Origin of the sequence: Pseudomonas sp. Irchel s3b2 (assembly GCF_900187445.1) — a bacterium.
Classification (GTDB): domain Bacteria; phylum Pseudomonadota; class Gammaproteobacteria; order Pseudomonadales; family Pseudomonadaceae; genus Aquipseudomonas.
The window spans coordinates 30052-54776 of the sequence record NZ_FYEB01000001.1 but is presented as its reverse complement, the minus strand read 5'-3'; the positions used below and the strand labels follow the sequence as shown (position 1 = coordinate 54776).

Sequence of the window (24725 nt, the reverse complement as noted above, 5' to 3'; positions counted from 1 at the left end):
TCGTGTGATCTCTTTTTTATCTACAAGTCGAAGCTTTGCACAACACCCGTCGAATGCCATAAAACCGGCAAGATATTTCTGAAATGCTCCGGATCCGCACTCGACCAGAACCGGGTAGCGCGAGCAGGTCCCTCAGCCAGCAACTCACGCTCGGCCAACAATCGTTGAAGCTGCCGTGCCACAGCGGCACCGGTATCGATCAGGCTGATGCTCGGCGGGAGCATCTGCCTAAGCAGCGGTTTCAGAAAGGGATAATGCGTACAGCCAAGAATGATCGTGTCTGCGCCAGCAGCCAGCAGCGGGTCGACATACCCTTGCAGCAACTGACGCAATGCCTCGCTGTGCAAATCGCCATTCTCAATCAGCTCCACCAGCCCGGGGCATGGCTGGGTAATGACTCGCACATCGACGGCGAAACGGTCGAGCAAAGCGGCGAACTTGGCGCTCTGTAAAGTGCCGGTGGTGGCGAGTACGCCAACTACACCGCTGCGCGTCGCCGCCGCAGCCGGTTTGACCGCGGGCTCCATGCCGACGATGGGCCACTCGGGGAAATCGCGCCGCAAGTCCGCAACACCCGCGACGGTCGCGGTGTTGCAAGCGAGCACCAGCGCCTTGGCGCCCTGCTGCTGAAAGAACTTCGCCATGACACTGCAACGCTGACTGATGAATGCCGGTGATTTCTCACCGTAGGGAATATTCCCGCAATCGCCGAGGTACAAAAGAGATTCGTTGGGCAGCAACTGTTGGATCTCGGCCAGCACGGAGAGCCCACCGACGCCGGAATCGAATACAGCAATCGGCGCTTCACGCATGGCTTGACCCGCAGACGCTGCAGCCCGGATCACGCTTGACCCGCAATTCACGGAAACGCGTGCCCAAGGCATCGATCAATAACAGGCGCCCCACCAGCGGTTCACCGAACCCCACCAGCAATTTCAGTGCTTCGAGGGCTTGCAGGCTACCGACCAGGCCCACCAACGGACCCAGTACACCAGCCTCGCTGCAGGTCAGCTCGGCTTCGCTGCCGTGCCCGTATAAACAGTGGTAGCACGGGCTTTCCGGACGACGAGGGTCGAAGACCGACAATTGCCCTTCCAGCCGAATCGCCGCGCCGCTGACCAGCGGTTTGCGCGCAGCCACACACGCGGCGTTGACCGCTTCGCGGGTGGAAAAATTATCGGAACAGTCCAGCACCAGATCCACCGCCATAACTGCCGCTGCCAAAGAATCTTCATCCAGGGTAGTGCGATGGGCAATCAGCTGAATTTGGGGATTGATCGCGGTCAGGCGACGGATCGCCGAATCGACCTTGCTCAGGCCGACGCTGTCGGTGTCGTGAACGATCTGGCGTTGCAGATTGGTCAGGTCAACCGTGTCGAAGTCCGCCAGATGCAACTCACCGATACCGGCCGCCGCCAGGTACAGCGCAACCGGTGAACCGAGACCGCCGAGGCCGACAATCAGCACGCGGCTTTCCTTGAGCCGTAACTGACCGTCGATGTCGACGTGTTGCAGCAGAATCTGCCGGCTATAGCGCAGTAATTCCTGATCATTCAGCACGGCAAGCGCCCCAGACTGATGCGTTCGTGACCGCCCAGATCGGTGCGGCTGTGGACCTCTTCAAAGCCGCGGGTCAGCAGCAAATCGCGCACGGCCTCGGCTTGATCGTAACCATGTTCGAGCATCAACCAGCCACCCGCCTCAAGATGATCCGGTGCCTGATCGACGATCAGACGCAAATCGTCGAGCCCATCGACGCCGGCCACCAGGGCACTGGCCGGTTCGAAGCGCACATCGCCCTCCGCCAGATGCGGATCGGTCGAAGCGATATAGGGCGGATTGCTGATGATCAGTTGGAAACGCTGGCCTTCAAGGGCGCTGAACCAATGGCTGCTCAGCACCGTGGCATTGTTCAGGCTCAAGCGCTGGCGATTGCGCTCGGCCAGGGCCACGGCTTCCAGCACGCGATCCACGGCGGTGACTTTCCAGGCCGGACGTTCACTGGCCAGGGCCAGGGCGATGGCGCCACTGCCAGTGCCCAAATCGAGCACCAAGGCCTGTGTGGCCGGCAACAGTTCCAGCGCGGTCTCTACCAGCAATTCGGTGTCGGGACGTGGAATAAGCGTGTGGGGCGCGACTTCCAGATCGAGTTTCCAGAAGCCTTGCTGCCCCAGAATGTAGGCCACCGGCTCACCGCTACGGCGACGCTGCAGGTACTCGGCAAATTTCAGTGCCGCTTCGCTCGGGACGATACGTTCAGGCCAGGTGTGCAGAAAACTGCGGGACTTGCCCAAGGCAGCCGCCAGCAGCAATTCGGCATCCAGACGCGCAGTGGGCGAGTCGGGTAAATCGGCGGCGCGCAACAAGCTGGCAATGATCGTCATTTACTCACCTATCGCTGCCAATTGGTCGGCCTGGTACTCGGCCAGCAGCGGTTCGATCACCGCATCCACACCGCCCGCGAGAATTTCGTCGAGGGAATATAGCGTCAGGTTGACCCGATGGTCGGTGACCCGGCCCTGGGCAAAGTTATAGGTGCGAATACGCTCGGAGCGGTCACCGGAACCTACCAGCAACTTACGCTCGCTAGCGATTGCGTTCGCGGCGGCGCTGGTCTGCTGATCGTTAAGCTTGGCCGACAGCCAGGACATCGCCCGGGCGCGATTCTTGTGCTGGGAACGTTCTTCCTGGCACTCGACGACAATACCGGATGGCAAGTGCGTGATACGAATCGCCGAGTCGGTCTTGTTGACGTGTTGACCACCAGCACCGGAGGAGCGATAGGTGTCGACCCGCAGATCCGCCGGGTTGATCTCGATCGCTTCCTGCTCGTCCGGCTCGGGCAACACGGCCACGGTGCAGGCCGAGGTGTGGATGCGGCCCTGGGATTCAGTGGCCGGAACCCGCTGTACGCGGTGCGCACCGGATTCGAACTTCAGCTTGCCGTAAACGTTCTCGCCTTCGACCCGGGCAATGACTTCTTTATAGCCGCCGTGTTCGCCTTCGTTCTCCGAGAGAATCTCTACCCGCCAGCCACGTCGCTCGGCGTAACGCGAATACATGCGGAACAGATCGCCGGAGAAAATCGCTGCTTCGTCACCGCCAGTGCCGGCACGGATTTCGAGGAATACGTTGCGCCCGTCGTTGGGATCTTTGGGCAGCAGCATACGTTGCAGTTGAGCTTCGATTTCGATCAGTTGCTCTTTGGCTTCGCGGACTTCTTCCACGGCCATTTCGCGCATGTCCGGGTCGCTGTCCTTGAGCAGCGCCTGAGCCCCTTCGAGGTCGCCCTGCACTTTAAGCAGCTGTTTATAGGTGCCAACGATCGGCTCGACTTCCGCGTATTCCTTGGAATAGGTGCGGAACTTGTTTTGATCGGAAATGACCTCGCCGTCGCCAAGCAGGGCGGTCAATTCCTCGAAACGGTCCTGGAGGATGTCCAGCTTATTGAGCAGTGACGCTTTCATTGCGGTTTTTTATCCGAAAAGCTATCCGATGAGCCCTCACCGAGGGCAAAGAGTTCCTGGGCCATGGCCAGCGCATCGAGGCGGCCTTCGGCAGAGAGCTTTTTCAATTGCACACTCGGAGCATGCAAGAGTTTGTTGGTCAGGCCGCGGGCCAGTTGCACCAGCACGTCTTCGGCGCTGCTGCCATTGGCGAGCATGCGCTGGGCTTTCTGCAATTCTTCGTCGCGCAGGCGCTCGCTTTGTTGACGATAAGCCTTGAGCACATCCACCGCCGCCAGTTCGCGCAGGCGAACCATGAAATCTTCGGCACCGACCGATACCATCTCTTCGGCGGCCTGGGCTGCGCCCTGACGGCTCTTGAGGTTTTCGGCGACCACTTCGTGGAGATCGTCGACGCTATATAGGTATACGTCGTCCAACTCGCCGACTTCCGATTCGATATCCCGAGGAACGGCGATATCCACCATGAAAATCGGCTTGTGCTTGCGCAATTTCAAGGCACTTTCCACCGCGCCTTTACCGAGAATCGGTAACTGGCTGGCAGTGGAACTGATGACGATGTCGCTGCGCACAAGTTCTGCCGGGATGTCCGAGAGCAGCACTGCGTGGGCGCCGAACTGTTCGGCCAGAATGCTCGCGCGCTCCAGGGTGCGGTTGGCGACCACGATTCGCTTCACACCCAGCTCATGCAGATGGCGGGCGACCAGGGTAATGGTCTCGCCGGCGCCGATCAGTAAAGCCTGACTGCGTTGCAAATCGCTGAAAATCTGTTTCGCCAGGCTGACCGCGGCAAACGCCACGGATACGGGGTTTTCGCCGATGGCGGTGTCGGTTCGCACCTGTTTGGCCGCGTTGAATGTGGCCTGGAACAACCGGCCGAGCAGCGGACCGATGGTGCCAGCCTCGCGAGCCACTGCGTAGGCCGATTTCATCTGACCGAGAATCTGCGGCTCCCCCAACACCAGCGAATCGAGCCCCGAGGCGACGCGCATCATGTGACGAACTGCCGCATCATCTTCATGCACATAAGCGCTCGCGCGCAGCTCCTCGAGGCTCAAATGATGATAATCGGCCAGCCAGCGCAACACGATGTCAGCCGAAAGGTGATCCTGTTCTATATACAGTTCACTGCGATTGCAGGTGGAGAGGATCGCAGCTTCGCGGCTGTCGGTGAGTCGGCAGAGCTGCTGCAAGGCCTCAACCAGCTGCTCAGGGGTAAAGGCCACGCGCTCGCGGACGTCTACTGAAGCAGTCTTGTGGTTAATACCGAGTGCAAGGAAGGCCATTCAAGGTCGCTGATGGTGACGTGAAGCCGACAATTGTCCTACTTCGACAGAGCCAGAACAACCACTCGATATCTATCGCTCCTGTAAGAACTGCCAAAGGCTGCGATCCGTTCTCGTTTACAAGGGCGCCGGGCCTGCGGGGATTGCCCGCGCGGGGAAATTGGCCGGGCGGTTATGTTTGGCCGAAGGCTTGTGTCATGATGATCCGACCGCAGGTTAGTCGTCCTTCTTCCTATATGAATAGATCTTCCGCGTTGCTCCTCGCTTTTGTCTTCCTCAGCGGCTGCCAGGCCTTGGCACCCGTTTCGTCGGACGGTACGCCGCCGGTCGAAGACAGCACTCCGGTTCCTGAAAAGCCCAAGGTTTACAGCTCGTTCAGTGAAGAAACCGTCTTCAGCCTGTTGAGCGCCGAACTCGCTGGCCAGCGCAATCGTTACGACATTGCCCTGGACAACTACGTGACCCAGGCCATCAATACCCAGGATCCAGGCATCTCCGAGCGGGCATTTCGCATTGCCGAGTATCTGGGTGCCGATCAGGCTGCCCTCGACACCGCACTGGTCTGGGCCAAAAACGCACCGGACGATCTCGAGGCACAACGGGCGGCTGCCGTGCAACTTGCCCGCGCCGGGCGTTACGACGACTCCATGGTCTACATGGAGAAAGTCCTGCAAGGCAAAGGCGACACGCATTTCGACTTCCTCGCCCTGTCTGCGGCCGATACCGACCAGGACACGCGCAACGGTCTGATGAAAGGTTTTGACCGCTTGTTGCAGCGCCATCCGCACAACAACCAGCTGATTTTCGGCAAGGCCTTGCTGATGCAACAGGACGGCGATGCCAAGGGTGCCCTGACCCTGCTCGAAGACAACCCGCCGGACGAGGGCGAAATAGCGCCGATCCTGCTGCGCGCGCGCCTGCTGCAAGGGCTCAACCGTGGCGATGAAGCCCTGCCGCTGCTGCAAAAAAGCATCAAGAAATACCCGGACGACAAACGCCTGCGTCTGACCTATGCGCGCATGCTGGTTGAGCAGGACCGCATGGAAGATGCCAAAACCGAGTTCTCGAGCCTGGTGCAGCAATACCCCGAAGACGACGAACTGCGTTATTCCCTGGCCCTGGTCTGCCTGGAAGCCAAGGCATGGGACGAGGCCAAAGGTTACCTGGAAGATTTGATCGCTCGGGAAAGCCATGTCGACTCGGCACACCTGAACCTGGGGCGCATTGCTGAAGAGCGTAACGACCCGCAGGGCGCATTGATCGAGTACGCCCAGGTCGGGGCGGGCAACGATTACCTGCCGGCGCAATTGCGTCAGGCCGATATTCTGATGAGCAACGGCAAGACCGCCGAAGCCCAAAGCCGTCTGGCAGCCGAACGCGGCGAGCAACCCGATTACGCGATCCAGTTGTATCTGATCGAAGCCGAAACCTTGTCTGCCAACAAACAGGGCGACAAGGCCTGGAAAGTCTTGCAGCAAGCCCTGCAGCAATACCCCGACGATCTGAATCTGCTGTATACCCGGGCCATGCTGGCAGAAAAACGCAATGACCTGGCGCAGATGGAAAAAGATCTGCGACTGATCATCAAGCGCGACCCGAACAATGCGATGGCGTTGAACGCTCTCGGCTACACCCTGTCCGACCGCACCACACGCTACGCCGAAGCCAAGGCCTTGATCGAACAGGCGCACCAGATAAGCCCGGAAGACCCGGCAGTCCTCGACAGCCTCGGATGGGTCAATTTCCGCCTGGGTAACCTCGATGAAGCCGAGCGATATTTGCGCCAGGCACTGGAGCGCTTCCCCGATCAGGAAGTCGCCGCGCACCTGGGCGAAGTCCTGTGGGCCAACGGCAAACAACGCGAAGCCAAGCAAATCTGGAGCAAGTTCCTCAAGGAACAGCCCGACAGCCCTACCCTGCGCGGCACCATCAAGCGCCTGACCGGATCAGAGACTCTTTAAGATTATGTTTTTGCGCCACCTCATTATTTTCAGCTTCATCGCCCTGCTCGCCGGTTGCGCGGGCTTCGGCGCCCGCGAATCGGTCCAGGGTCAAGGCAACAAGGCCCAATGGCGCGAGCACAAACAGCAACTGACCGGCCTCGACGGTTGGCAGATCAACGGCAAGATCGGCATCCGTGCGCCCAAAGACTCGGGCAGCGGCACGTTGTTCTGGCTGCAACGCCAGGATTACTACGACATCCGCCTCTCCGGCCCGCTGGGTCGTGGCGCGGCCCGCTTGACCGGTCGTCCAGGCAAAGTCTCGCTGGAAGTGGCCAATCAGGGCCGCTATGACGCGCAGACCCCAGAAGCATTGGTTGAAGAACAGCTTGGCTGGAAATTGCCGGTGTCTCATCTGGCATGGTGGGTTCGCGGGCTCCCGGCCCCGGACAGCAAAAGTCGCCTGACCCTGGACGTCGACAGCCGCTTGGCCAATCTCGAACAGGATGGCTGGCAAGTCGAATACCTCAGTTATGCCGAGCAAAACGGCTACTGGCTGCCCGAGCGGATCAAACTGCACGGCACCGACCTTGATGTCACGTTGGTGATCAAGGAATGGCAACCACGCAAACTGGGGCAGTGAACATGACTGCCCCACGCCTGACATTGCCCTCGCCCGCCAAGCTCAACCTGATGCTGCACATCCTCGGTCGCCGTGAAGACGGTTACCACGAGTTGCAGACGGTTTTTCAGTTCCTCGATTATGGCGATGAAATCACCTTCGCCGTTCGCGACGATGGCGTGATTCGGTTGCACACCGAATTCGTCGATGTCCCTCACGACAGCAACCTGATCGTCAAAGCGGCAAAAAAGCTTCAGGAACAATCCGGTTGTTCGCTGGGTGTCGACATCTGGATCGAAAAAATCCTGCCCATGGGCGGCGGCATCGGTGGCGGCAGTTCGAATGCGGCAACCACATTGCTGGGCCTCAATCATCTCTGGCAACTGGGCTGGGATGAGGATCGACTGGCCGCGCTGGGCCTTACGCTTGGCGCCGACGTCCCGGTTTTCGTGCGTGGCCACGCAGCTTTCGCCGAGGGCGTGGGGGAAAAACTCACCCCTGTAGAGCCTGAAGAACCGTGGTATCTCGTGCTGGTGCCGCAAGTATCTGTAAGTACAGCAGAAATTTTTTCAGATCCACTGTTGACACGTAACACTCCTCCCATTAAAGTGCGCCCCGTTCCCAAGGGAAACAGTCGAAATGACTGCTTACCGGTGGTAGCAAGGCGTTATCCAGATGTACGTAACGCATTGAATTTGTTAGGTAAATTTACCGAAGCAAAACTCACCGGAACTGGAAGTTGTGTGTTTGGGGGCTTCCCAAGCAAAGCTGAAGCTGATAAAGTCTCGGCCCTTCTGACAGAGACCCTTACAGGGTTTGTAGCAAAAGGAAGCAACGTTTCGATGTTGCATCGCAAGCTGCAAGGTCTGCTCTAAAAGGAATCGAGTACTGGGTACTCGTTGCAACAGATACAGGGGCGTCGCCAAGCGGTAAGGCAGCAGGTTTTGATCCTGCCATGCGTTGGTTCGAATCCAGCCGCCCCTGCCATTTTCCTATACTCATCCAGGTTACCCTCAGCCTTCAGGTACTGCGCGTGTCCAAGATGATGGTCTTTACGGGGAACGCTAACCCCGATCTGGCTCGGCGTGTTGTACGTCAGCTGCATATCCCTCTCGGTGACATCTCTGTCGGTAAGTTTTCCGACGGCGAAATTACTGCCGAGATCAATGAAAACGTTCGCGGTAAAGACGTCTTCATTATTCAGCCGACTTGCGCTCCGACCAACGATAACCTGATGGAACTGGTAGTGATGGCTGATGCCTTCCGCCGCTCCTCGGCTACTCGTATCACTGCTGTTATTCCTTACTTTGGTTATGCCCGTCAGGATCGCCGTCCGCGTTCCGCACGTGTGGCTATCAGCGCGAAAGTCGTTGCTGACATGCTTACCGTAGTCGGCATCGACCGTGTTCTCACGGTTGATCTGCATGCTGACCAAATCCAGGGTTTCTTCGATATTCCGGTAGATAACATCTACGGCTCCCCGGTACTGGTGGATGACATTGAAGATCAGCGCTTCGAAAACCTGATGATCGTGTCCCCGGACATTGGTGGCGTCGTGCGTGCACGGGCTGTTGCCAAATCCTTGGGCGTGGATCTCGGGATCATCGACAAACGCCGTGAGAAAGCCAATCACTCTGAAGTGATGCATATCATCGGTGATGTCGAAGGGCGTACCTGTATTCTGGTCGACGACATGGTCGATACCGCCGGCACTCTGTGCCACGCGGCCAAGGCCCTGAAAGAGCATGGCGCTGCCAAGGTTTTCGCCTACTGCACGCACCCTGTGCTGTCGGGTCGGGCGATCGAAAACATTGAAAATTCCGTGCTGGACGAGTTGGTGGTGACGAACACCATCCCGCTGTCCGCTGCAGCACAAGCCTGTGCGCGTATCCGCCAACTGGATATCGCACCGGTAGTTGCCGAGGCGGTCCGCCGCATCAGCAATGAAGAATCGATCAGCGCGATGTTCCGTTAAGGGCCCTGCCCTTTTCATTACATCTCGTTGACGAAAAGCGCCCCGCCCCGGCATTCCTGTCGGGGCGGGGCTTTTTTGCCCATATCGCCTTTAGCGCTGGTCGCAAACGCTGGGGCGAATGTGGTTATTTTGGAGATACAACATGAACGATTTTACTCTGAATGCTGAAGTGCGTTCCGACCTGGGGAAAGGTGCGAGCCGCCGCCTGCGTCGTCTCGCAAGCCTGGTTCCAGCTGTAGTTTACGGTGGCGAAAAAGCCCCTGAATCCATCAGCATGCTGGCTAAAGAAGTTGCCAAACTGCTCGAAAACGAAGCGGCTTACAGCCACATCATCGAGCTGAACGTTGGCGGCACCAAGCAAAACGTAATCATCAAAGCTCTGCAGCGTCACCCGGCCAAAGGCCACGTGATGCACGCTGACTTCGTACGTGTAGTTGCCGGCCAAAAGCTGACCGCTATCGTTCCTGTGCACTTCATCAACGAAGCTGCTCCAGTGAAGAAAGGCGGCGAAATCTCGCACGTTGTTGCTGAAATCGAAGTGACCTGCTTGCCAAAAGACCTGCCTGAATTCATCGAAGTTGACCTGGCTAACGCCGAAGTCGGCGCGATCATTCACCTGTCCGACATCACCGCCCCTAAAGGCGTTGAGTTTGTTGCTCTGGCTCACGGTAACGACCTGGCTGTTGCCAACGTTCACGCTCCACGTGTTGCTCCAGAAGCTACTGAAGGCGCAGCAGAGTAATTTCACTCTGTTCGCCGGAGTGACCGGAAACATCGCGGACTAGAGCGTAGCGAGAAAGCGGGCGAGAACGCGGAGTTTACATAATGGTAAATGAGCACTTGTCGTCCACTTTCGCCGCACTCCCTGATTGCGGCGATGTTATCCACCACTCCAAGGAAGGGCCCCTATCGTGACTGCCATCAAACTGATCGTTGGCCTGGGAAATCCAGGCGCTGAATACGAACAGACCCGGCATAACGCAGGGGCCCTTTTTGTTGAGCGCATCGCGCACGCGCAAGGTGTAAACCTTGTGGCCGATCGCAAATATTTCGGCCTGACCGGGCGCTATTCGCATCAGGGTCAGGATGTTCGTCTGCTGATTCCCACCACCTACATGAACCGCAGCGGCCAGGCCGTCGCGGCACTTGCCGGCTTCTTCCGCATCAAGCCTGAAGAAATCCTGGTGGCGCATGATGAACTCGACCTGCCTCCGGGCGTTGCCAAGCTCAAACAGGGCGGCGGCCACGGCGGTCACAACGGGTTGCGCGACATCATCGCGCAACTGGGCAATCAGAATACCTTTCACCGCTTGCGGCTTGGCATTGGCCACCCGGGCGTTGCCAGTATGGTTTCAAATTTCGTCCTGGGTCGTGCGCCACGCGCCGAACAGGAAAAACTCGATGCCAGCATCGACTTTGCCCTCGGCGTGCTGCCGGATATCCTCGCCGGTGAATGGAACCGCGCGATGAAAAACCTGCACAGCCAGAAGGCCTGACTCTTACCCGAGGGGAAACACCATGGGATTCAATTGCGGCATCGTCGGCCTGCCTAACGTCGGCAAGTCCACCCTGTTCAACGCCCTGACCAAATCCGGGATCGCGGCCGAGAACTTCCCCTTCTGCACCATCGAGCCGAACAGCGGTATCGTGCCGATGCCGGATCCACGCCTGGAAGCCCTGGCGGCCATCGTCAAACCCAAGCGCATCCTGCCGACTACCATGGAATTCGTCGACATCGCTGGCCTGGTTGCCGGCGCCTCGAAAGGTGAAGGCCTGGGCAACAAGTTCCTCGCTAACATCCGCGAAACCGATGCCATCGCCCACGTGGTCCGCTGCTTCGAAGACGAGAACGTGATTCACGTCTCCAATAGCGTCGACCCCAAGCGCGACATCGAAATCATCGACCTTGAACTGATTTTCGCCGACCTCGACAGCTGCGAGAAGCAACTGCAGAAAGTCGCACGCAACGCCAAGGGCGGTGACAAGGACGCAGTGGTCCAGAAAGGCCTGCTGGAGCAACTGATCGCTCACTTCACCGAAGGCAAGCCTGCACGCACGCTGATGAAGAACATGGGCGCCGACGACAAAGCAGTGATTCGTGGCTTCCACCTGCTGACCACCAAGCCGGTCATGTACATCGCCAACGTCGCTGAAGACGGTTTCGAGAACAACCCGCTGCTGGACATCGTCAAAGCCATCGCCGAAGAAGAAGGCGCCGTGGTGGTTCCGGTCTGCAACAAGATCGAAGCCGAAATCGCCGAACTGGACGACGGCGAAGAAAAAGACATGTTCCTCGAAGCCCTGGGCCTTGAAGAGCCTGGCCTGAACCGCGTAATCCGCGCTGGCTACGAAATGCTGCACCTGCAGACCTACTTCACCGCCGGCGTCGAAGAAGTCCGCGCCTGGACCGTCCGCGTAGGTGCTACCGCACCACAAGCCGCCGGCGTGATCCACACCGACTTCGAAAAAGGCTTCATCCGCGCCGAAGTCATCGCCTACGATGACTTCATTCAGTACAAGGGCGAAGCCGGCACCAAGGAAGCCGGTAAGTGGCGTCTGGAAGGCAAGGACTACATCGTTAAAGACGGCGACGTGATGCACTTCCGTTTCAACGTGTGACAGCTTCCGTGGAATTCCACGGAGCTTGATGGACCTCGAAACCCCCGTAATCACTAGGTGATACGGGGGTTTCGCGTTTAAGCACCACCACCCTCATCCATTGAGATCCGAGCGGTGGCTGGCTAATATTCCGGGTACGACGCCCCTAAGCCGGTTTTTAAAACCGGGTATGGTGGAAACCCGGAGATCAGCCCATGCTCACCGATACCCAATGCCGCACCGCAAAGCCCAAGGACAAACCTTACAAGCTCACCGATGGGAAAGGCTTGTATCTCGAGGTCAAACCCAACGGTACCAAAGCGTGGCGCTATCGCTTCGCGATACGAACCGGGGATACAACCAAAGAAAGTACCTTTGCTGTTGGCGACTATGTGCTTCCGCCTCGCGGCGAAGCTGAAGAAGACGCCCTGGCCCGCCGAAAAGGTCGACGCTTTACCCTGGCAGAAGCGCGCGACGAGCGCGTCAAAGCCAGAGACCTAGTGAAGCAAGGCATCAACCCCGCCCGGCATCGGCAACTCACTCGCATCAAACAGCAGCAGGACAACGCCACCACCTTTGAGACAGTTGCAAAGGAATGGCTTGCACTGAAAGACTGGGAAGAGATCACCAAGGTCAAACGACTGGAAATGCTCGAACGCGTGGTTTTTCCCAAGATCGGTCTGTGGCCGATCAAAAGCATCACCCCCGCACACATCCTTGATGTACTTACCACCTCAGCGAAGAAGAATGGCCTGACGGTTGCGGCAGCGGCCAAGCGTAGTATGTCTGGCATCTTTGAACTCGCGGTTTCGACGCTACGAGCTGATACCGACCCGGTCTATCCAGTCCGCAGAGCCCTTCCGGCCAACAAAACCCAACACAAGCGCCCGCTTACGGTAGATGAAATCGGCCAACTCTTGCGTGACGTAGAAGGTCATTGCGGACGTCACGAAACCGCCATCGCGTTCCGCCTGATGTGGTTCACGCTCTGTCGTCCGAATGAAGCAGTCGAGGCACGCTGGGATGAGTTCGACCTGGATGCTGCCCGCTGGCGGATTCCTGCTGAGCGCATGAAGAAACGCAAGGAGCACAATGTCCCCCTCCCAACCCAAGCAGTGGACATGCTGCGCGGTCTGCACACCGTTACCGGCAGGTATGAGCACCTATTCCCCCATCGAGATGAGCGTACGAAGCCTATGGTCGCAGCGTCATTTCGACAGATGCTCAAGTCCTTGGGCTGGAGCGGCAAGTACAGCCCTCATGCCACCAGAACCACCGGGAGCACCCGCCTCAACGAGATGGGTTATCCCGCTGATTGGATCGAGCGGCAACTCGCCCATGCTGAACCCAATGCGGTACGGCGCACATACAACCAAGCCGAGTACATGGCGGATCGCACAAACATGATGCAGCAGTGGGCAGACATGCTGGATGCGTGGAGACGAGGTGAATGCAATGTCATGCCACTAAACCGAACTGCCATTCGCTAAGGGCCGCCACTCTCCCCCTGGCGACAGTGGCGACAGTGGCGACAACCCGCGTAATACCTGGCCTGCAGCATGGCGACAGAGGTGGCGACTGTCGCCGTTGCAAGCCTCGCTCTTGGGGCTTTTTCGGCCAAGCCTACTCGGGCGGGAAGGCTCCGCATTCCCGTCCGCGCGGGCTCACATTAAAAACCGACGAACGACCACCCGGCCATGGAAAGCCACCGACTTCTAAGGTCTTCCACCGCTACCGATTGGCGCAAGAGTCGCCCCCCAAATACGGTTGACCGCGAGCAAAACGAGCGCTAAACCAGAACCGTACAAGCGCTGTCCTCGACAGCACCCCAGGTAGCCAGAACCTTTGAGGCTACGCCACATCGTGGTGGTTCTCCCCCAAGTGCGATTAGCGTCCGGCGGCTCGCACGCTCACAACGATGTGATGGATGCCCACTCTTCCAGAATGCCCACTGCGGCAACTCATGCCCCCTCCTGGCTGCTCTGCAGCAACTTATCCGCTTGGCCATTTCTTGCGCCAACCTGTTGCCCGTCTCTTTGCCCCCTAAAGAGACGGGCGCTCCTGCCACTGCTGCAGCCCTGCTCGCACGGGCCTTTGCGGCTTTCCCCCTCGTGACAATCGGCGTGACAAACACCGAAAAGTCACCAGCAACAGCGATGCCAATGACGGTGCCGCAGCCCATGGAATGGACTGCACCTGACTGACAGTCAGGCATGACCCGGTCATCGCATCACTGCCTTCACCCAACTCAGGATCTCGCGGCATTGGTCTCGTCAGCCAGCGCAGCCTCCACCCGCCCACTTCTTCGGAAGTGCTCAGGAGGCCAGATCATGAGATGCCCAAGCTCTCGGTCGTAAGGAGCCGTCAGTCCCGCGCTAGTGGACAACCCTCACAGGTCGCAGGGGCCTTGATCCCTGATAACACTCAACAACCGTGGCGGGATGAGTGAGGACGAAGTCGACAATCTCAGGAGAATTGCGATGCAACTGTGCGAAGCGTTCGAGCCACCACAACCCTTGCTGGAATACCAGCAGGCGCCACTGCCCTACCCGGTCGAAGCACTCGGGGATATGTTGGGCCCTGCGGTCGAACGACTGGCCGAGGTGATCGGCGTGCCCTGCGCCATGGCTGCACAGTCGGTGCTGGCTACTGCTGCCCTGGTGAGCCAGGGTCATGCCAATGTCCAACTCGACGGCCGAACCTATCCGCTGTCCCTCTACCTACTGACGGTGGCGTCCTCGGGTGATCGCAAAAGCGCGGTGGACCATCTGGCACTGAAGGCGGCGCGCGACTGGGAACGGCAGCAGTGGGCCCTGTATGCGGAAAAGCTCAAAACCTATCGCGCCGCTACCAGCATCATGGCCAAACCCAAAACCTCAAAGAAACACGCGGAGGCGAAAGACGATGAGCTATCCGAGCCAGTCCCGCCGAGACTGATCATTGCCGAGCCGACCATTGAGGCCCTGGTCAAAAGCCTGTGCCAGGGCTTGCCCTGCATGGGCTTGTTCAATGATGAAGGTGGCCAGTTCTTGGGCAGCAGCACCATGAGCAAAGAGAACCTGCTCAAGGCAATCACCACCTTGTCGATGCTGTGGGATGGCAGCCCGATCGACCGGGCGCGCTCCACGACCGGAGAAAGCCTACGCGCCTATGACCGCCGCCTCAGCCTGCATTTGATGCTGCAACCCTACCTGGCCAATCAACTGTTCAAAGACCCGGTGATCAATGGCCAAGGCATCCTCGGCCGTTGCCTGATCAGTTGGCCCGAGCGCCTGGCCGGCCAGCGACTCTACAAGGCGATCGACCTGACCCGAGATGCCAAAATCCAGCGCTACCAACAGCGGATCACCGCCTTGCTGCAACAGCCCTGGTCGCTTCACCAGGATGGTTCACTGAATCCCGCCACGCTGGAACTGACTGCCCGTGCCCGTCGGGCCTGGATTGATATTCACGACACCATCGAGTGCCAGTCTGGCGAATTCGGCGAGCTTGCCGGGGTCCAGCCTGTCGCAGGCAAGGCCGCGGCGAATGTACTGCGTATCGCGGGCGTGCTGGCCATGGTTGAAGAGGCCAGTGTCTTGGAAGAAGCACACGTCCAGCGCGCCTCCACCCTGATGGATTACTACCTGGCCGAAATCCAGCGCCTGACCGAACAGGCGCCGGTCGATGGCCGATGCGAAGAGGCGGATCGACTGCTGCGCTGGCTGCTGCAGAAAGGCTGGACTCAGTTCACCATTCGCGACGTCAATCGCAACGGCCCTCGTTTTGCCCGCAAGAGCGCTGACCATACCGCCTCTCTATTGGTCGTGCTGATCACTCATCGCTGGCTGAGCAGCCGCGACGGAAAAACTTTCGAGGTTCGCCATGTTTCGCCTCAATGACGCGGTGCGCCGCTACCAGACGCAACATCAACCGCAGCCAGAATCGCGGTGTGTCGCCGCCTCAGTCGCCACCCTGTCGCCACGCGTCAGGCCAGAAACGACGCGGGTTGTCGCCACTGTCGCCGCTGTCGCCACACCACCATTTGAGCCTGCCAACCTCGCCCTGCTGATCGAGCAACTGCGCGAAGAAGGGGCACTGCTGCAACACCAGGAGAACGCCCTCCTGATCCGCCCGACACACTGGCAGCAGGTGGACAGGATCAGCCCCCACTGGAAAGCCCTACTGCGCTTTCTGCAATCAAACGAAAACGGTGATGATGATGGCTCTAGTCGGTCGGCGTGATGGTCGTAACTTTGGCTACGGTCGTCAGCTGAGCTACGCCGGCCCACAAGCGCTCAAGGATCTGTTTGCCGGCGGCCACTTCGCCACGGTCAAAGCGCATAGCGATCGCTGGCAAGCGTTCGTGCGTTGGTGTCGGTCGGAGGACGGCCCCGGTTACAACGATGCGCGCCAGATCGATCGCCGGATCGCTGCAAGACTACGCCGCTTACCTGCACCAGCAAATCCAGCAAGGTGAACTCTGCATCGCTACCGCGCAGAACCGCCTGAGCAGCGTCAACCGTACCCTCGCTGCGCTGCGCGGTGATCAGGACGTGAGGATCGCCAGTCCGAGCCAGGCGTTAGGCCAGCAGCGCTCGAGCGTACGCACCCGCGCCCCGGATGGCCAAGACCGCCAACAGGTGCGGCGAGTACTCGAAGCGCTTGGCGAACAGCAACACGAGCGGGTGGCCGCGATTGTCCTGTTGGCCCGAACAACCGGTATGCGCCTGCGCGAAGCGATCCTGGCTGACCTGCCACGACTGCAACGCGAAGCCGACCACTTAGGCCGCATCAACATTCAGGACGGCACCAAAGGCGGCCGCTCAGGGGCTTCAGCACAGCGATGGGTCGTGGCCAATGAAGCGGTGAAGGCGGCACTGCAGTTGGCCCGTGATGCGTCGCCGACCGGCAGCCGCAACTTGCTGTCCCGCGACGAAAGCTACGCCGCATTCCTGCAACAGACCGTGCGCCCCGCCCGCGAAACGCTGCATGAACACGGGCTGAAGGGTTTTCATGAACTGCGAGCGGCCTATGCCTGCGAGCGTTACGAGCAGCTCACGGGCCACGCCGCACCGATCAATGGTGGCCACGGCTATCGCATTGATCGCGCCATTGATCAACAGGCGCGGCAACAGATCAGCCTTGAGCTCGGGCATAACCGAGTCGATGTGGTTTCGGCCTACATTGGAGGCCGAGCGTGAGCAAACCCTTCGATATGGCGCTGTTCCTGAGCGGCGTACTGACCGGTTCGAAGGTCACGCAGCAACGACACCTACGGCAAGCCCGAATCATGCAAGCGGCCATTCAACAACGATGGCAGCGAGATAACCCCTGGACCTGGCAGCTCAAGCATGTGCGTTGGTTTCTCACTCAACACCTGAAAGGCCACTCCGATGCCACCCGGTATTACTATCGGCTCACCGCTCTATTGGTCTGGAAACGATTAGGGAATGACCGAGAAATCTGAACGGTCGCTCGAATATTCGTAGGTAGCCAGCCCACCACTTGACCGCCCTCATCCACCTTAGCATGCACATTCTCTTGCAAAATGAACCTGCTCGAAGCACACCGCCGCACCAGCAAAAAATGAGCCGATACAAGTCATTAATCTGGATGCGGTTTATTGGCCAGTCACCGCTGACACTGTCCACATCTGCATCTACTGACGCTGCTTGCGCTAGTCGCGCGCTCTCCAGCTCGCCTCGCCAAAACCCTAGTTTTGAAGGATGGCTTTCCAAACACTAAAAACACATATAATGTAATAATAACTACAAAATAAATAGCTTACTCTACATGAATAATTGGCTGACACTGATTCTCGGTTTACCCACTGCTAATGCCACCGAGCGCATGCGAGCCTGGCGCGCGCTAAAAGCTTCAGGTGCGGCGGTTTTGCGCGATGGGGCCTATCTGTTGCCTGATAACGGTGTCTGCCGTGAAGCGCTGGCGTCTGTCGAACGCGACATCCTAGCTATCAACGGCACCGCTTATATCCTGCCTGTCGTCGATCCTCACGGTGAGCGCTTTGTCGAGCTGTTCGACCGTAGCGAGGACTACAACAAGCTGCGCACTGAGATCGAAGAGTGCCGTGGGCAGCTCAACGCTGAAAATGCGCTGGCTATAACCAAACAGATTCGCAAGCTGCGCAAAGCCTACGATCAGCTGGCCAGCATCGATTACTTTCCAGGTAAGCCGAAGCAGCAGATTGATTCGGCTTTGCAGGAGCTAGAGACGGCGGTCAGCAGAGCCCTGTCTCCGGATGAGCCACACAGCCGCAACCAACCAATAATGGCACTCAATCTTGGCGATTATCAGGGTCGAGTCTGGGCAACACGCAAGCGTCCCTGGGTCGACCGGCTGGCCTGTGCCTGGCTGATAAGCCGCTTCATTGACCCCCAAGCCCAGATCCTCTGGCTCAACAGCCCAATAGACTGTCCAGCCGATGCCTTGGGTTTTGATTTCGATGAGGCGACCTTCAGCCATGTCGGCAACCGGGTGACCTTCGAAACCCTGCAAGCCAGTTTTGAACTTCAAGAGCCTGGCCTGAACCGCATCGCGGCCTTGGTGCACTACCTCGATGTCGGGGGCATTCAACCGGTGGAGGCTGCCGGCATCGAGCGCGTGCTGGCAGGATTGCGCGAAACCATTACTCATGACGACCATCTGTTGGCCGCCGCAAGTGCCATCTTCGACGGCCTGCTCGCCGAGTTTGTGAAAGAGGAACAACCCAATGAGTAAGGTTTCCCCATCTGTCGTTGAAGAGTATCTGCCAAGACCTGAGGCGATCAGTTTGCGTGAGGCGTTCTGGTTCTGGCTGAAGCTCGGCTTCATCAGCTTCGGCGGGCCTGCGGGACAGATTTCGATCATGCACCAGGAGTTGGTAGAACGCCGGCGCTGGATTTCCGAGCGGCGCTTCCTGCATGCCCTCAACTACTGCATGTTGCTGCCCGGGCCCGAGGCCCAGCAGTTGGCGACCTACATCGGCTGGCTGATGCATCGAACCTGGGGTGGAGTGATCGCCGGAGCGCTGTTTGTGTTGCCCTCACTGTTTATTCTGATCGCCTTGTCCTGGATGTACATTGCCTTTGGCGAAGTGCCGGTGGTGGCCGGACTCTTCTATGGCATCAAGCCTGCTGTGACGGCGATCGTCGTACAAGCGGCCCACCGCATCGGCTCACGGGCGCTGAAGAACAATTGGCTCTGGGCCATGGCGGCGGCGTCGTTTACCGCGATCTTCGCCTTCAATGTCCCGTTCCCGCTGATCGTGCTGGGTGCAGCACTGATCGGTTATATGGGAGGAAGGCTGGCTCCAGAGAAATTCAGGGCCGGGGGCCATAGCGCCGCCAAAAAGTCATTCGGCCCGGCCTTGATCGATGACGACACCCCATCTCCCGAGCATGCCCGCTTTAGCTGGCTGAAACTGGCGCTGCTGGCGCTCATTGGCGCAGCGCTGTGGGCGTTGCCGATGGGTGCGCTGACTGCGCTCTATGGCTGGCACGGCACCCTGACCCAGATGGGCTGGTTCTTTACCAAGGCCGCATTGCTGACGTTCGGCGGCGCCTATGCCGTGCTGCCCTATGTGTATCAGGGCGCAGTCGGCCACTATGGCTGGTTGACTCCGACCCAGATGATCGATGGCCTGGCCCTGGGGGAAACCACGCCCGGGCCACTGATCATGGTGGTGGCTTTCGTCGGCTTTGTCGGGGCTTATGTCTCGCAGGTGTTCGGCGCCGATCAAGTGTTTCTGGCCGGTGCCATCGCGGCCAGCCTGGTGACCTGGTTCACCTTCCTGCCTTCGTTCCTGTTCATTCTCGCCGGCGGCCCGCTGGTGGAGTCGACCCACAACGAACTCAAGTTCACTGCGCCGCTGACAGGGGTTACCGCCGCCGTGGTGGGGGTGATCCTCAACCTGGCGTGTTTCTTTGGCTACCACGTGCTGTGGCCAACAGGTTTCAGCGGCAGTCTCGACTGGCCTTCCGCGCTGATTGCAATCGCCGCGGCAGTCGCCTTGTTCCGCTTCAAGCGCGGCGTGATTCAGGTACTGATGGCCTGTGCGCTCATCGGCTTGGCAGTGCATCTGCTGCGCTAGAGCACGCGGACTGACTGACAATCTCTGGCGGGCACTGGGCCTGCCAGACCACCAGCCTACTGAGTTAGGCAGGAGGTGTTCCATGAGGTGGATTACCCGCGAACGACCCAAGATCGACCGTATCGCCTGTCCCTGGCTGATCACCCGCTTTATTGATCCTCAGGCCGAGTTCCTATACGTGCCCAGCGCTGATGTGCTGCGGATTGCAGCAGAGAGAGACGCGGCGCCCTACGACATTCCCGGTGTCGAGCTTACCCACGAGGGCGAGTTGTGCAGCTTCGATGCCTTCCTGAAGAAGTACCAGCTCAGCGAGCCTGCCTTGCAACATCTGGCCAGGATCGTGCGAGGGGCTGATACCTCCCGGCTGGATCTGACACCACAATCGGCGGGGTTGTACGCGATTTCACTGGGCCTGTCGCAGCGTTTTACCGATGACCATGAAATGCTCGCGCGCGGCCTGATCCTGTACGACGCGCTCTATGCCTGGTGCAAGGATTGCCAGGGCGAATCGCATAATTGGCCTCCACAGATGTGAGGAGGCCCGCTCGTACCAAAGCCCAGCCTGACGCTGGGCTTTTACCATTTAGTGGCAGTGGTAATCGTTGGTCTTGTGGTTGCGATGACAACCTTTTGCATCAGTGCCACCGCTATGGGCGAAGGCAGCGACGGAAGTAATCGAGAGTACAGCGGCGATCAGAATGGCAGACAGTTTCATCAGGGCTTGCTCCATGCTCATGTTGTTATAGGCGTGAGATCCCTCACGTCTCTCAGAATACGGCCAATTGCCTTTATCGAGCAGGCAGCTACCTCACTCATCTCCCGACCATTCGACGAAAGGCTGCGCGCCTATTTCTTGAGCTGCCACTGCCTCTGGTTTAGGATGTTCTCATATCCCCCCTAGGGGGATATAGAGTCACCCGCAAACGGAGAACTCGCCGCTCTCTTTCTTCAAGCAACATTCGACAACCAAGTGATCACGCGCCCTGCCTTGTGAGATGCCCATGCTGAAAATCCTCGCCAACCGAACCTACCGTCATATCTTCCTCGCCCAAGTGATTGCGTTGGTCGGTACAGGCCTTGCGACCGTCGCATTGGGACTGCTGGCCTTCGACCTTGCGGGAGCCCAAGCGGGTGCAGTCCTCGGTACAGCGTTGGCGATCAAAATGACGGCCTATATCGGCGTTGCGCCGATCGCCGCGGCTTTTGCAGAACGCCTGCCACGTAAGACTATGCTGGTCTCACTGGACTTGGTACGTGCTCTGGTCGCGCTTGCCCTGCCGTTCGTGACGGAGGTCTGGCAGGTCTACGTACTGATTTTTGTCCTGCAATCAGCCTCAGCCGCATTCACCCCAACATTTCAAGCGACCATTCCGGACATACTGCCGGATGAGGACGACTACACTCGTGCCCTGTCCCTATCGCGCCTGGCCTACGATCTCGAGAGCGTCGCCAGCCCGATGCTCGCCGCCGCGTTGCTGAGCGTGGTCAGCTTCCATAGTCTGTTCGCCGGCACCGTCATCGGTTTTCTCGCCTCGGCAGCTCTGGTCTCGACAGTCCTGCTGCCGAAGGCGAAGCAGACGCCACGGCGCAGTATTTACGAGCGGACTACCCGCGGCATGCGCATCTTCCTGGCAACGCCTCGCTTGCGCGGGCTGTTGGCGTTAAACCTGACGGTAGCGGCGGCCAGTGCCATGGTTATCGTCAATACGGTGGTGCTGGTCCAATCGCGCTTCGCTTTGCCTCAGAGCTCCACAGCACTGGCGCTGGCCGCGTTCGGCGGTGGCTCCATGATCGCAGCCCTGGTATTGCCTCGTCTGTTGAAAGACATCAAGGACCGAACGGCCATGCTGTTTGGCGGGGGGATACTGGTTGCCGGCCTGGCCATTGGCATCAACCTGACCACCTACAACTTCCTGCTACCTCTGTGGGTGGTACTGGGCATGGGTTATTCGCTGGCCCAGACCCCGAGCGGTCGACTATTGCGTCGCTCGGCGCACGCCGAGGACCGCCCGGCACTGTTTGCCGCCCAATTTGCCTTGTCCCACGCCTGCTGGTTGATTACCTATCCATTAGCGGGATGGCTGGGTGCCGACATCAGCCTGACTGCATCGTTTGTCGGGCTCGCCGTGGTAGCAGCTGGTGCATTGTTGGTCAGCATGGTGATCTGGCGTCCAGCGCATGACCTGGAGTCAATCAAGCATACCCATGAGAACCTGCCGGAAGGTCACACTCACCTGAATGAGCACGGTGGCACCGATCATCAGCATCCATATGTCATTGATGACCAGCATCGTCGCTGGCCGAACAGGTAACCCATCAGCATCGTTTCTCAGCGATGCCCTAGCCGGGTGTCTGGATCAACTTTGATTTGGGCGGCAATCCTGTCGCGCTCCTCCAGCGCAATGCTGCGTGTCAGGCCTAGAGGTACTTGGTGATTTGTTTGAAGGCTTCCAGCGGTGCGCGCTCACCATTGTTCAGCGCCGAAACGGTGTCCTCCAGGCAGTGATCAATGTGATCCTGGATCAGTGTGCGCTTGGCCTGGCACACCGCTTTCTCGACAGCATGCAGCTGCTGGGCGATGTCCACGCACTCACGACCCTCTTCGATCATGGTGATGATGCTGCGCAGATGGCCGTCCGCCCGCTTGAGGCGCTTGATGATCGCCTCGTGGCTTTGGTGGGTATGGGGATGGCTGTGTTCGTGTTCGTGCTCACTCATGACTTGAGCCTCGGGCCTCAATGAATTACGCTGGCATCCTATCCCCCTAGGGGGATATGGTCAAACGCACCACAGTCCTAAGTAAACGAGTCGAAACACGATCACTATGTTCAGCAGAACACTGACAACGACGGTGGTATTCGCGCTTGCTCTCGCCATGTTCATGGCTTGGGCCGGGCATACCCGTACGCTGTTGGTGATGTCGGAGCAGCCCTCCTGGGAGATTGCTCAAGACGCCCACCACTCTCATGACGAGCAAGCCGAGATATCGTGTGCGAGCTGCTCGGATCACTATCACTCGCCGTTGACCCCTGACCATCAGCACGAGACGCCACAACTCACTTCTGCGTTGACTTTCGCTGTACAGCCGAAGCTATCCATGCGAGTCGATGCCCCTCGCTATTCCGTTCCGCGCCCACCGATTTCCTTGATCGAGCGTCCACCTCGTCCTTCGTTCGCATCCTGACCATGGCCGCCCTGCGGCCTTTGATCCCTGCAACATAGGATTGATCTATGCATTCGCACTCGATGAGCGGCGTTGACGCATTTACTGCGCCTTCGCGTCGCCTGCTACTGCTGTTGTTTTTATTTGTCGCGTCACTTTTCCTCGCAATGCCCGAGGCGATGGCTCATGCCGTCGCCGAAGGGGATAAAGGTTTCATCCAGGAAAGCTCCGGCGTCATGTTACTGCCCTTCATCTACATGGGCGCCAAGCACATGATGACGGGCTACGACCACCTGCTGTTTCTGTTCGGGGTGATCTTCTTCCTCTACCGACTGAAAGACGTGGGGCTCTACGTCACACTATTCGCTGTAGGCCACTCGGTCACGCTGCTGCTTGGCGTGCTGACCGAGGTCAGCATCAGCTCCTACATTATCGACGCCATCATTGGTTTCTCGGTGGTGTACAAGGCGCTCGACAACCTGGGCGCGTTCCAGCGCTGGTTCGGTTTCCAACCTGATACCAAGGTGGCCACGCTGGTTTTCGGCCTGCTTCACGGTTTCGGTCTGGCCACCAAGATCCAGGAATACGAGATCTCACCTGATGGCCTGATTCCCAACCTGCTCGCCTTCAACGTCGGCGTCGAGATCGGACAATTACTGGCCCTCAGCGCGATTCTTATTTTGATGGGGTATTGGCGGCGCACCGGCAGTTTCTGGCGCCATGCCTACACCGTTAACGTCGCAATGATGAGTGCCGGTTTCCTGCTGATGGGTTACCAAATCACCGGCCTGTTTGTCTCCGCGTAAGGAATTCTGACCATGTTCAATACTCCACTTCCAACCGTTAATGAATTGCCTAGTACTCGCCAATTGGTGCGTTCGACTGTCATTGCACTGCTGACTGCGGTCGGCCTTCTGGTGACCGTGGTCATGCCTGCGGAATATGCCGTTGATCCTACGGGCGTGGGCCGCGCACTGGGTCTGACGCAAATGGGCGAACTGAAAATCACCCTAGCCCAGGAAGCTTTAGCGGATACCACTCCATCGCAACCGGCAGCTCCAGAGCGTCAAGTTGCGCAAGTCCAACCTGCTGCGAAACCTGTTACTCAGCCAGTGATGACACCTGACCCAGCTTTGAAGACGAATCAAATGACCGTCACGCTCAAGCCAGGTGAAGGGACGGAAATCAAGCTGGAAATGTTGAAGAACAAAACTGTCAGCTATGAATGGACAACGGCTGGTGGGCCTGTGAACTACGACACTCATGGCGAGCCCTACAACGGTGAAAAAGGTTACTTCCACAGTTACACCAAGGGCAAGCAAGTGAATGGTGACAAAGGTGAATTCACCGCCATTTTTGACGGCACCCACGGTTGGTTCTGGCGCAATCGCAGCAATAACGACGTGACCATCTCACTCAAAACGACTGGCGATTACTTGAGCGTCAAACAATAGTCCGAAACAGCGATGGCTGTCCTACTGCCGAAAACGCAGGGTTCAGCCTGACTACAGACCCATTGATTTAATAAATTTTTTGAAGAGCCTTCCCATGAAAACCCCAACCACTCTGATTCGTTCGATGCTCCTGACCTGCCTCCTTGGCC

At 58.5% G+C, this 24725-nt stretch carries 24 protein-coding genes, 1 tRNA gene and 1 pseudogene; 19 read left to right on the top strand and 7 right to left on the bottom strand.

Annotated elements, in window-relative coordinates; all coding sequences use genetic code 11:
- Positions 1–20: 20 nt before the first annotated feature.
- From murI to hemA, 5 genes are read right to left on the bottom strand one after another with little or no spacing between them, the layout of a single operon-like run.
- Positions 21–812: a glutamate racemase gene (murI, locus tag CKW20_RS00280; protein WP_095051170.1), complete on the bottom strand. Its 792-nt coding sequence runs from the start codon at positions 810–812 to the stop codon at positions 21–23.
- Positions 805–1560 (bottom strand): molybdopterin-synthase adenylyltransferase MoeB, encoded by a 756-nt coding sequence (locus CKW20_RS00275; protein ID WP_095051169.1) that lies wholly within the window; start codon positions 1558–1560, stop codon positions 805–807. Before CKW20_RS00275 ends, murI begins: the two co-directional genes overlap by 8 nt.
- Entirely contained in the window at positions 1554–2384 is an 831-nt protein-coding gene (gene prmC, locus CKW20_RS00270; RefSeq protein WP_095051168.1) for a peptide chain release factor N(5)-glutamine methyltransferase, read from the bottom strand. The genes CKW20_RS00275 and prmC overlap by 7 nt, the downstream gene beginning before the upstream one ends.
- Positions 2385–3467: a peptide chain release factor 1 gene (gene prfA, locus CKW20_RS00265; RefSeq protein WP_095051167.1), complete on the bottom strand. Its 1083-nt coding sequence runs from the start codon at positions 3465–3467 to the stop codon at positions 2385–2387.
- A complete protein-coding gene (gene hemA / locus CKW20_RS00260) occupies positions 3464–4753 on the bottom strand; it encodes a glutamyl-tRNA reductase (protein ID WP_095051166.1) in 1290 nt (429 codons plus the stop codon). Before hemA ends, prfA begins: the two co-directional genes overlap by 4 nt.
- A gap of 236 nt (positions 4754–4989) precedes the next feature.
- Here hemA and CKW20_RS00255 point away from each other — a divergent pair, with 236 nt between their 5' ends.
- The 16 genes and pseudogenes from CKW20_RS00255 to CKW20_RS00175 all read left to right on the top strand — a co-directional run bounded on the left by CKW20_RS00255 (position 4990) and on the right by CKW20_RS00175 (position 20494).
- Complete coding sequence (locus tag CKW20_RS00255) at positions 4990–6714, top strand: tetratricopeptide repeat protein (protein WP_095051165.1); 1725 nt, start codon at positions 4990–4992, stop codon at positions 6712–6714.
- Positions 6715–6718: 4 nt separating this feature from the next.
- On the top strand, positions 6719–7336 hold the full coding sequence (gene lolB, locus CKW20_RS00250) for a lipoprotein insertase outer membrane protein LolB (protein WP_095051164.1): 618 nt from the start codon (positions 6719–6721) through the stop codon (positions 7334–7336).
- A 2-nt stretch (positions 7337–7338) separates the two neighbouring features.
- Positions 7339–8190, top strand: coding sequence for a 4-(cytidine 5'-diphospho)-2-C-methyl-D-erythritol kinase (ispE, locus tag CKW20_RS00245; protein ID WP_095051163.1), 852 nt, complete (start codon positions 7339–7341; stop codon positions 8188–8190).
- Between the two features lie 37 nt (positions 8191–8227).
- A tRNA-Gln gene (locus CKW20_RS00240) sits at positions 8228–8302 on the top strand.
- 46 nt (positions 8303–8348) lie between these two features.
- Entirely contained in the window at positions 8349–9290 is a 942-nt protein-coding gene (locus tag CKW20_RS00235) for a ribose-phosphate pyrophosphokinase (RefSeq protein WP_003171603.1), read from the top strand.
- A gap of 142 nt (positions 9291–9432) precedes the next feature.
- Entirely contained in the window at positions 9433–10032 is a 600-nt protein-coding gene (locus CKW20_RS00230) for a 50S ribosomal protein L25/general stress protein Ctc (protein ID WP_095051162.1), read from the top strand.
- 169 nt (positions 10033–10201) lie between these two features.
- Positions 10202–10786 (top strand): aminoacyl-tRNA hydrolase, encoded by a 585-nt coding sequence (gene pth / locus CKW20_RS00225; protein WP_007905795.1) that lies wholly within the window; start codon positions 10202–10204, stop codon positions 10784–10786.
- Positions 10787–10808: 22 nt separating this feature from the next.
- Positions 10809–11909: a redox-regulated ATPase YchF gene (gene ychF / locus CKW20_RS00220; protein ID WP_095051161.1), complete on the top strand. Its 1101-nt coding sequence runs from the start codon at positions 10809–10811 to the stop codon at positions 11907–11909.
- Positions 11910–12103: 194 nt separating this feature from the next.
- A complete protein-coding gene (locus tag CKW20_RS00215; RefSeq protein ID WP_095051160.1) occupies positions 12104–13378 on the top strand; it encodes a tyrosine-type recombinase/integrase in 1275 nt (424 codons plus the stop codon).
- A gap of 990 nt (positions 13379–14368) precedes the next feature.
- Positions 14369–15769, top strand: coding sequence for a YfjI family protein (locus CKW20_RS00205; RefSeq protein ID WP_095051159.1), 1401 nt, complete (start codon positions 14369–14371; stop codon positions 15767–15769).
- Positions 15753–16112, top strand: coding sequence for a hypothetical protein (locus CKW20_RS00200; protein ID WP_095051158.1), 360 nt, complete (start codon positions 15753–15755; stop codon positions 16110–16112). The genes CKW20_RS00205 and CKW20_RS00200 overlap by 17 nt, the downstream gene beginning before the upstream one ends.
- A pseudogene (locus CKW20_RS00195) lies at positions 16090–17071 on the top strand (integrase domain-containing protein). The gene CKW20_RS00200 and the pseudogene CKW20_RS00195 overlap by 23 nt, the downstream one beginning before the upstream one ends.
- A complete protein-coding gene (locus CKW20_RS00190; protein WP_095051157.1) occupies positions 17068–17337 on the top strand; it encodes a hypothetical protein in 270 nt (89 codons plus the stop codon). Before CKW20_RS00195 ends, CKW20_RS00190 begins: the two are co-directional and overlap by 4 nt.
- A 326-nt stretch (positions 17338–17663) precedes the next feature.
- Positions 17664–18608 (top strand): chromate resistance protein ChrB domain-containing protein, encoded by a 945-nt coding sequence (locus CKW20_RS00185; protein ID WP_095051156.1) that lies wholly within the window; start codon positions 17664–17666, stop codon positions 18606–18608.
- Positions 18601–19959 carry a chromate efflux transporter gene (chrA, locus tag CKW20_RS00180; RefSeq protein WP_095051155.1) on the top strand — a complete coding sequence of 453 codons (1359 nt, stop codon included), beginning with the start codon at positions 18601–18603 and terminating at the stop codon, positions 19957–19959. The genes CKW20_RS00185 and chrA overlap by 8 nt, the downstream gene beginning before the upstream one ends.
- 82 nt (positions 19960–20041) lie before the next feature.
- Entirely contained in the window at positions 20042–20494 is a 453-nt protein-coding gene (locus CKW20_RS00175; protein ID WP_095051154.1) for a chromate resistance protein ChrB domain-containing protein, read from the top strand.
- A gap of 48 nt (positions 20495–20542) precedes the next feature.
- Here CKW20_RS00175 and CKW20_RS00170 read toward each other — a convergent pair whose 3' ends face one another.
- Entirely contained in the window at positions 20543–20674 is a 132-nt protein-coding gene (locus tag CKW20_RS00170; protein WP_095052225.1) for a YHYH domain-containing protein, read from the bottom strand.
- A gap of 286 nt (positions 20675–20960) precedes the next feature.
- Here CKW20_RS00170 and CKW20_RS00165 point away from each other — a divergent pair, with 286 nt between their 5' ends.
- Entirely contained in the window at positions 20961–22271 is a 1311-nt protein-coding gene (locus CKW20_RS00165) for an MFS transporter (RefSeq protein ID WP_095051153.1), read from the top strand.
- Positions 22272–22377: 106 nt separating this feature from the next.
- Here the strand turns inward: CKW20_RS00165 and CKW20_RS00160 are convergent, their stop codons facing one another.
- Positions 22378–22677, bottom strand: coding sequence for a metal-sensing transcriptional repressor (locus CKW20_RS00160; protein ID WP_095051152.1), 300 nt, complete (start codon positions 22675–22677; stop codon positions 22378–22380).
- 513 nt (positions 22678–23190) lie between these two features.
- On the opposite strand from CKW20_RS00160, the gene CKW20_RS00150 reads away from it, so the two are divergent.
- A complete protein-coding gene (locus tag CKW20_RS00150; RefSeq protein ID WP_095051150.1) occupies positions 23191–23928 on the top strand; it encodes a HupE/UreJ family protein in 738 nt (245 codons plus the stop codon).
- Positions 23929–23940: 12 nt separating this feature from the next.
- The gene (locus tag CKW20_RS00145) at positions 23941–24576 is read left to right on the top strand and encodes a transmembrane anchor protein (protein WP_095051149.1); all 636 of its coding nucleotides are present in this window, start codon (positions 23941–23943) and stop codon (positions 24574–24576) included.
- Positions 24577–24725 lie beyond the last annotated feature (149 nt).

Bases quoted from the DNA above. Each gene is read 5' to 3' on its own strand.
- murI (WP_095051170.1), bottom strand. From the start codon at position 812: ATGCGTGAAGCGCCGATTGCTGTATTCGATTCCGGCGTCGGTGGGCTC.
- prmC (WP_095051168.1), bottom strand. From the start codon at position 2,384: ATGACGATCATTGCCAGCTTGTTGCGCGCCGCCGATTTACCCGACTCG.
- prfA (WP_095051167.1), bottom strand. From the start codon at position 3,467: ATGAAAGCGTCACTGCTCAATAAGCTGGACATCCTCCAGGACCGTTTC.
- hemA (WP_095051166.1), bottom strand. From the start codon at position 4,753: ATGGCCTTCCTTGCACTCGGTATTAACCACAAGACTGCTTCAGTAGAC.
- CKW20_RS00255 (WP_095051165.1), top strand. From the start codon at position 4,990: ATGAATAGATCTTCCGCGTTGCTCCTCGCTTTTGTCTTCCTCAGCGGC.
- lolB (WP_095051164.1), top strand. From the start codon at position 6,719: ATGTTTTTGCGCCACCTCATTATTTTCAGCTTCATCGCCCTGCTCGCC.
- ispE (WP_095051163.1), top strand. From the start codon at position 7,339: ATGACTGCCCCACGCCTGACATTGCCCTCGCCCGCCAAGCTCAACCTG.
- CKW20_RS00230 (WP_095051162.1), top strand. From the start codon at position 9,433: ATGAACGATTTTACTCTGAATGCTGAAGTGCGTTCCGACCTGGGGAAA.
- ychF (WP_095051161.1), top strand. From the start codon at position 10,809: ATGGGATTCAATTGCGGCATCGTCGGCCTGCCTAACGTCGGCAAGTCC.
- CKW20_RS00215 (WP_095051160.1), top strand. From the start codon at position 12,104: ATGCTCACCGATACCCAATGCCGCACCGCAAAGCCCAAGGACAAACCT.
- CKW20_RS00205 (WP_095051159.1), top strand. From the start codon at position 14,369: ATGCAACTGTGCGAAGCGTTCGAGCCACCACAACCCTTGCTGGAATAC.
- CKW20_RS00200 (WP_095051158.1), top strand. From the start codon at position 15,753: ATGTTTCGCCTCAATGACGCGGTGCGCCGCTACCAGACGCAACATCAA.
- CKW20_RS00185 (WP_095051156.1), top strand. From the start codon at position 17,664: ATGAATAATTGGCTGACACTGATTCTCGGTTTACCCACTGCTAATGCC.
- chrA (WP_095051155.1), top strand. From the start codon at position 18,601: ATGAGTAAGGTTTCCCCATCTGTCGTTGAAGAGTATCTGCCAAGACCT.
- CKW20_RS00175 (WP_095051154.1), top strand. From the start codon at position 20,042: ATGAGGTGGATTACCCGCGAACGACCCAAGATCGACCGTATCGCCTGT.
- CKW20_RS00170 (WP_095052225.1), bottom strand. From the start codon at position 20,674: ATGAAACTGTCTGCCATTCTGATCGCCGCTGTACTCTCGATTACTTCC.
- CKW20_RS00165 (WP_095051153.1), top strand. From the start codon at position 20,961: ATGCTGAAAATCCTCGCCAACCGAACCTACCGTCATATCTTCCTCGCC.
- CKW20_RS00160 (WP_095051152.1), bottom strand. From the start codon at position 22,677: ATGAGTGAGCACGAACACGAACACAGCCATCCCCATACCCACCAAAGC.
- CKW20_RS00150 (WP_095051150.1), top strand. From the start codon at position 23,191: ATGCATTCGCACTCGATGAGCGGCGTTGACGCATTTACTGCGCCTTCG.
- CKW20_RS00145 (WP_095051149.1), top strand. From the start codon at position 23,941: ATGTTCAATACTCCACTTCCAACCGTTAATGAATTGCCTAGTACTCGC.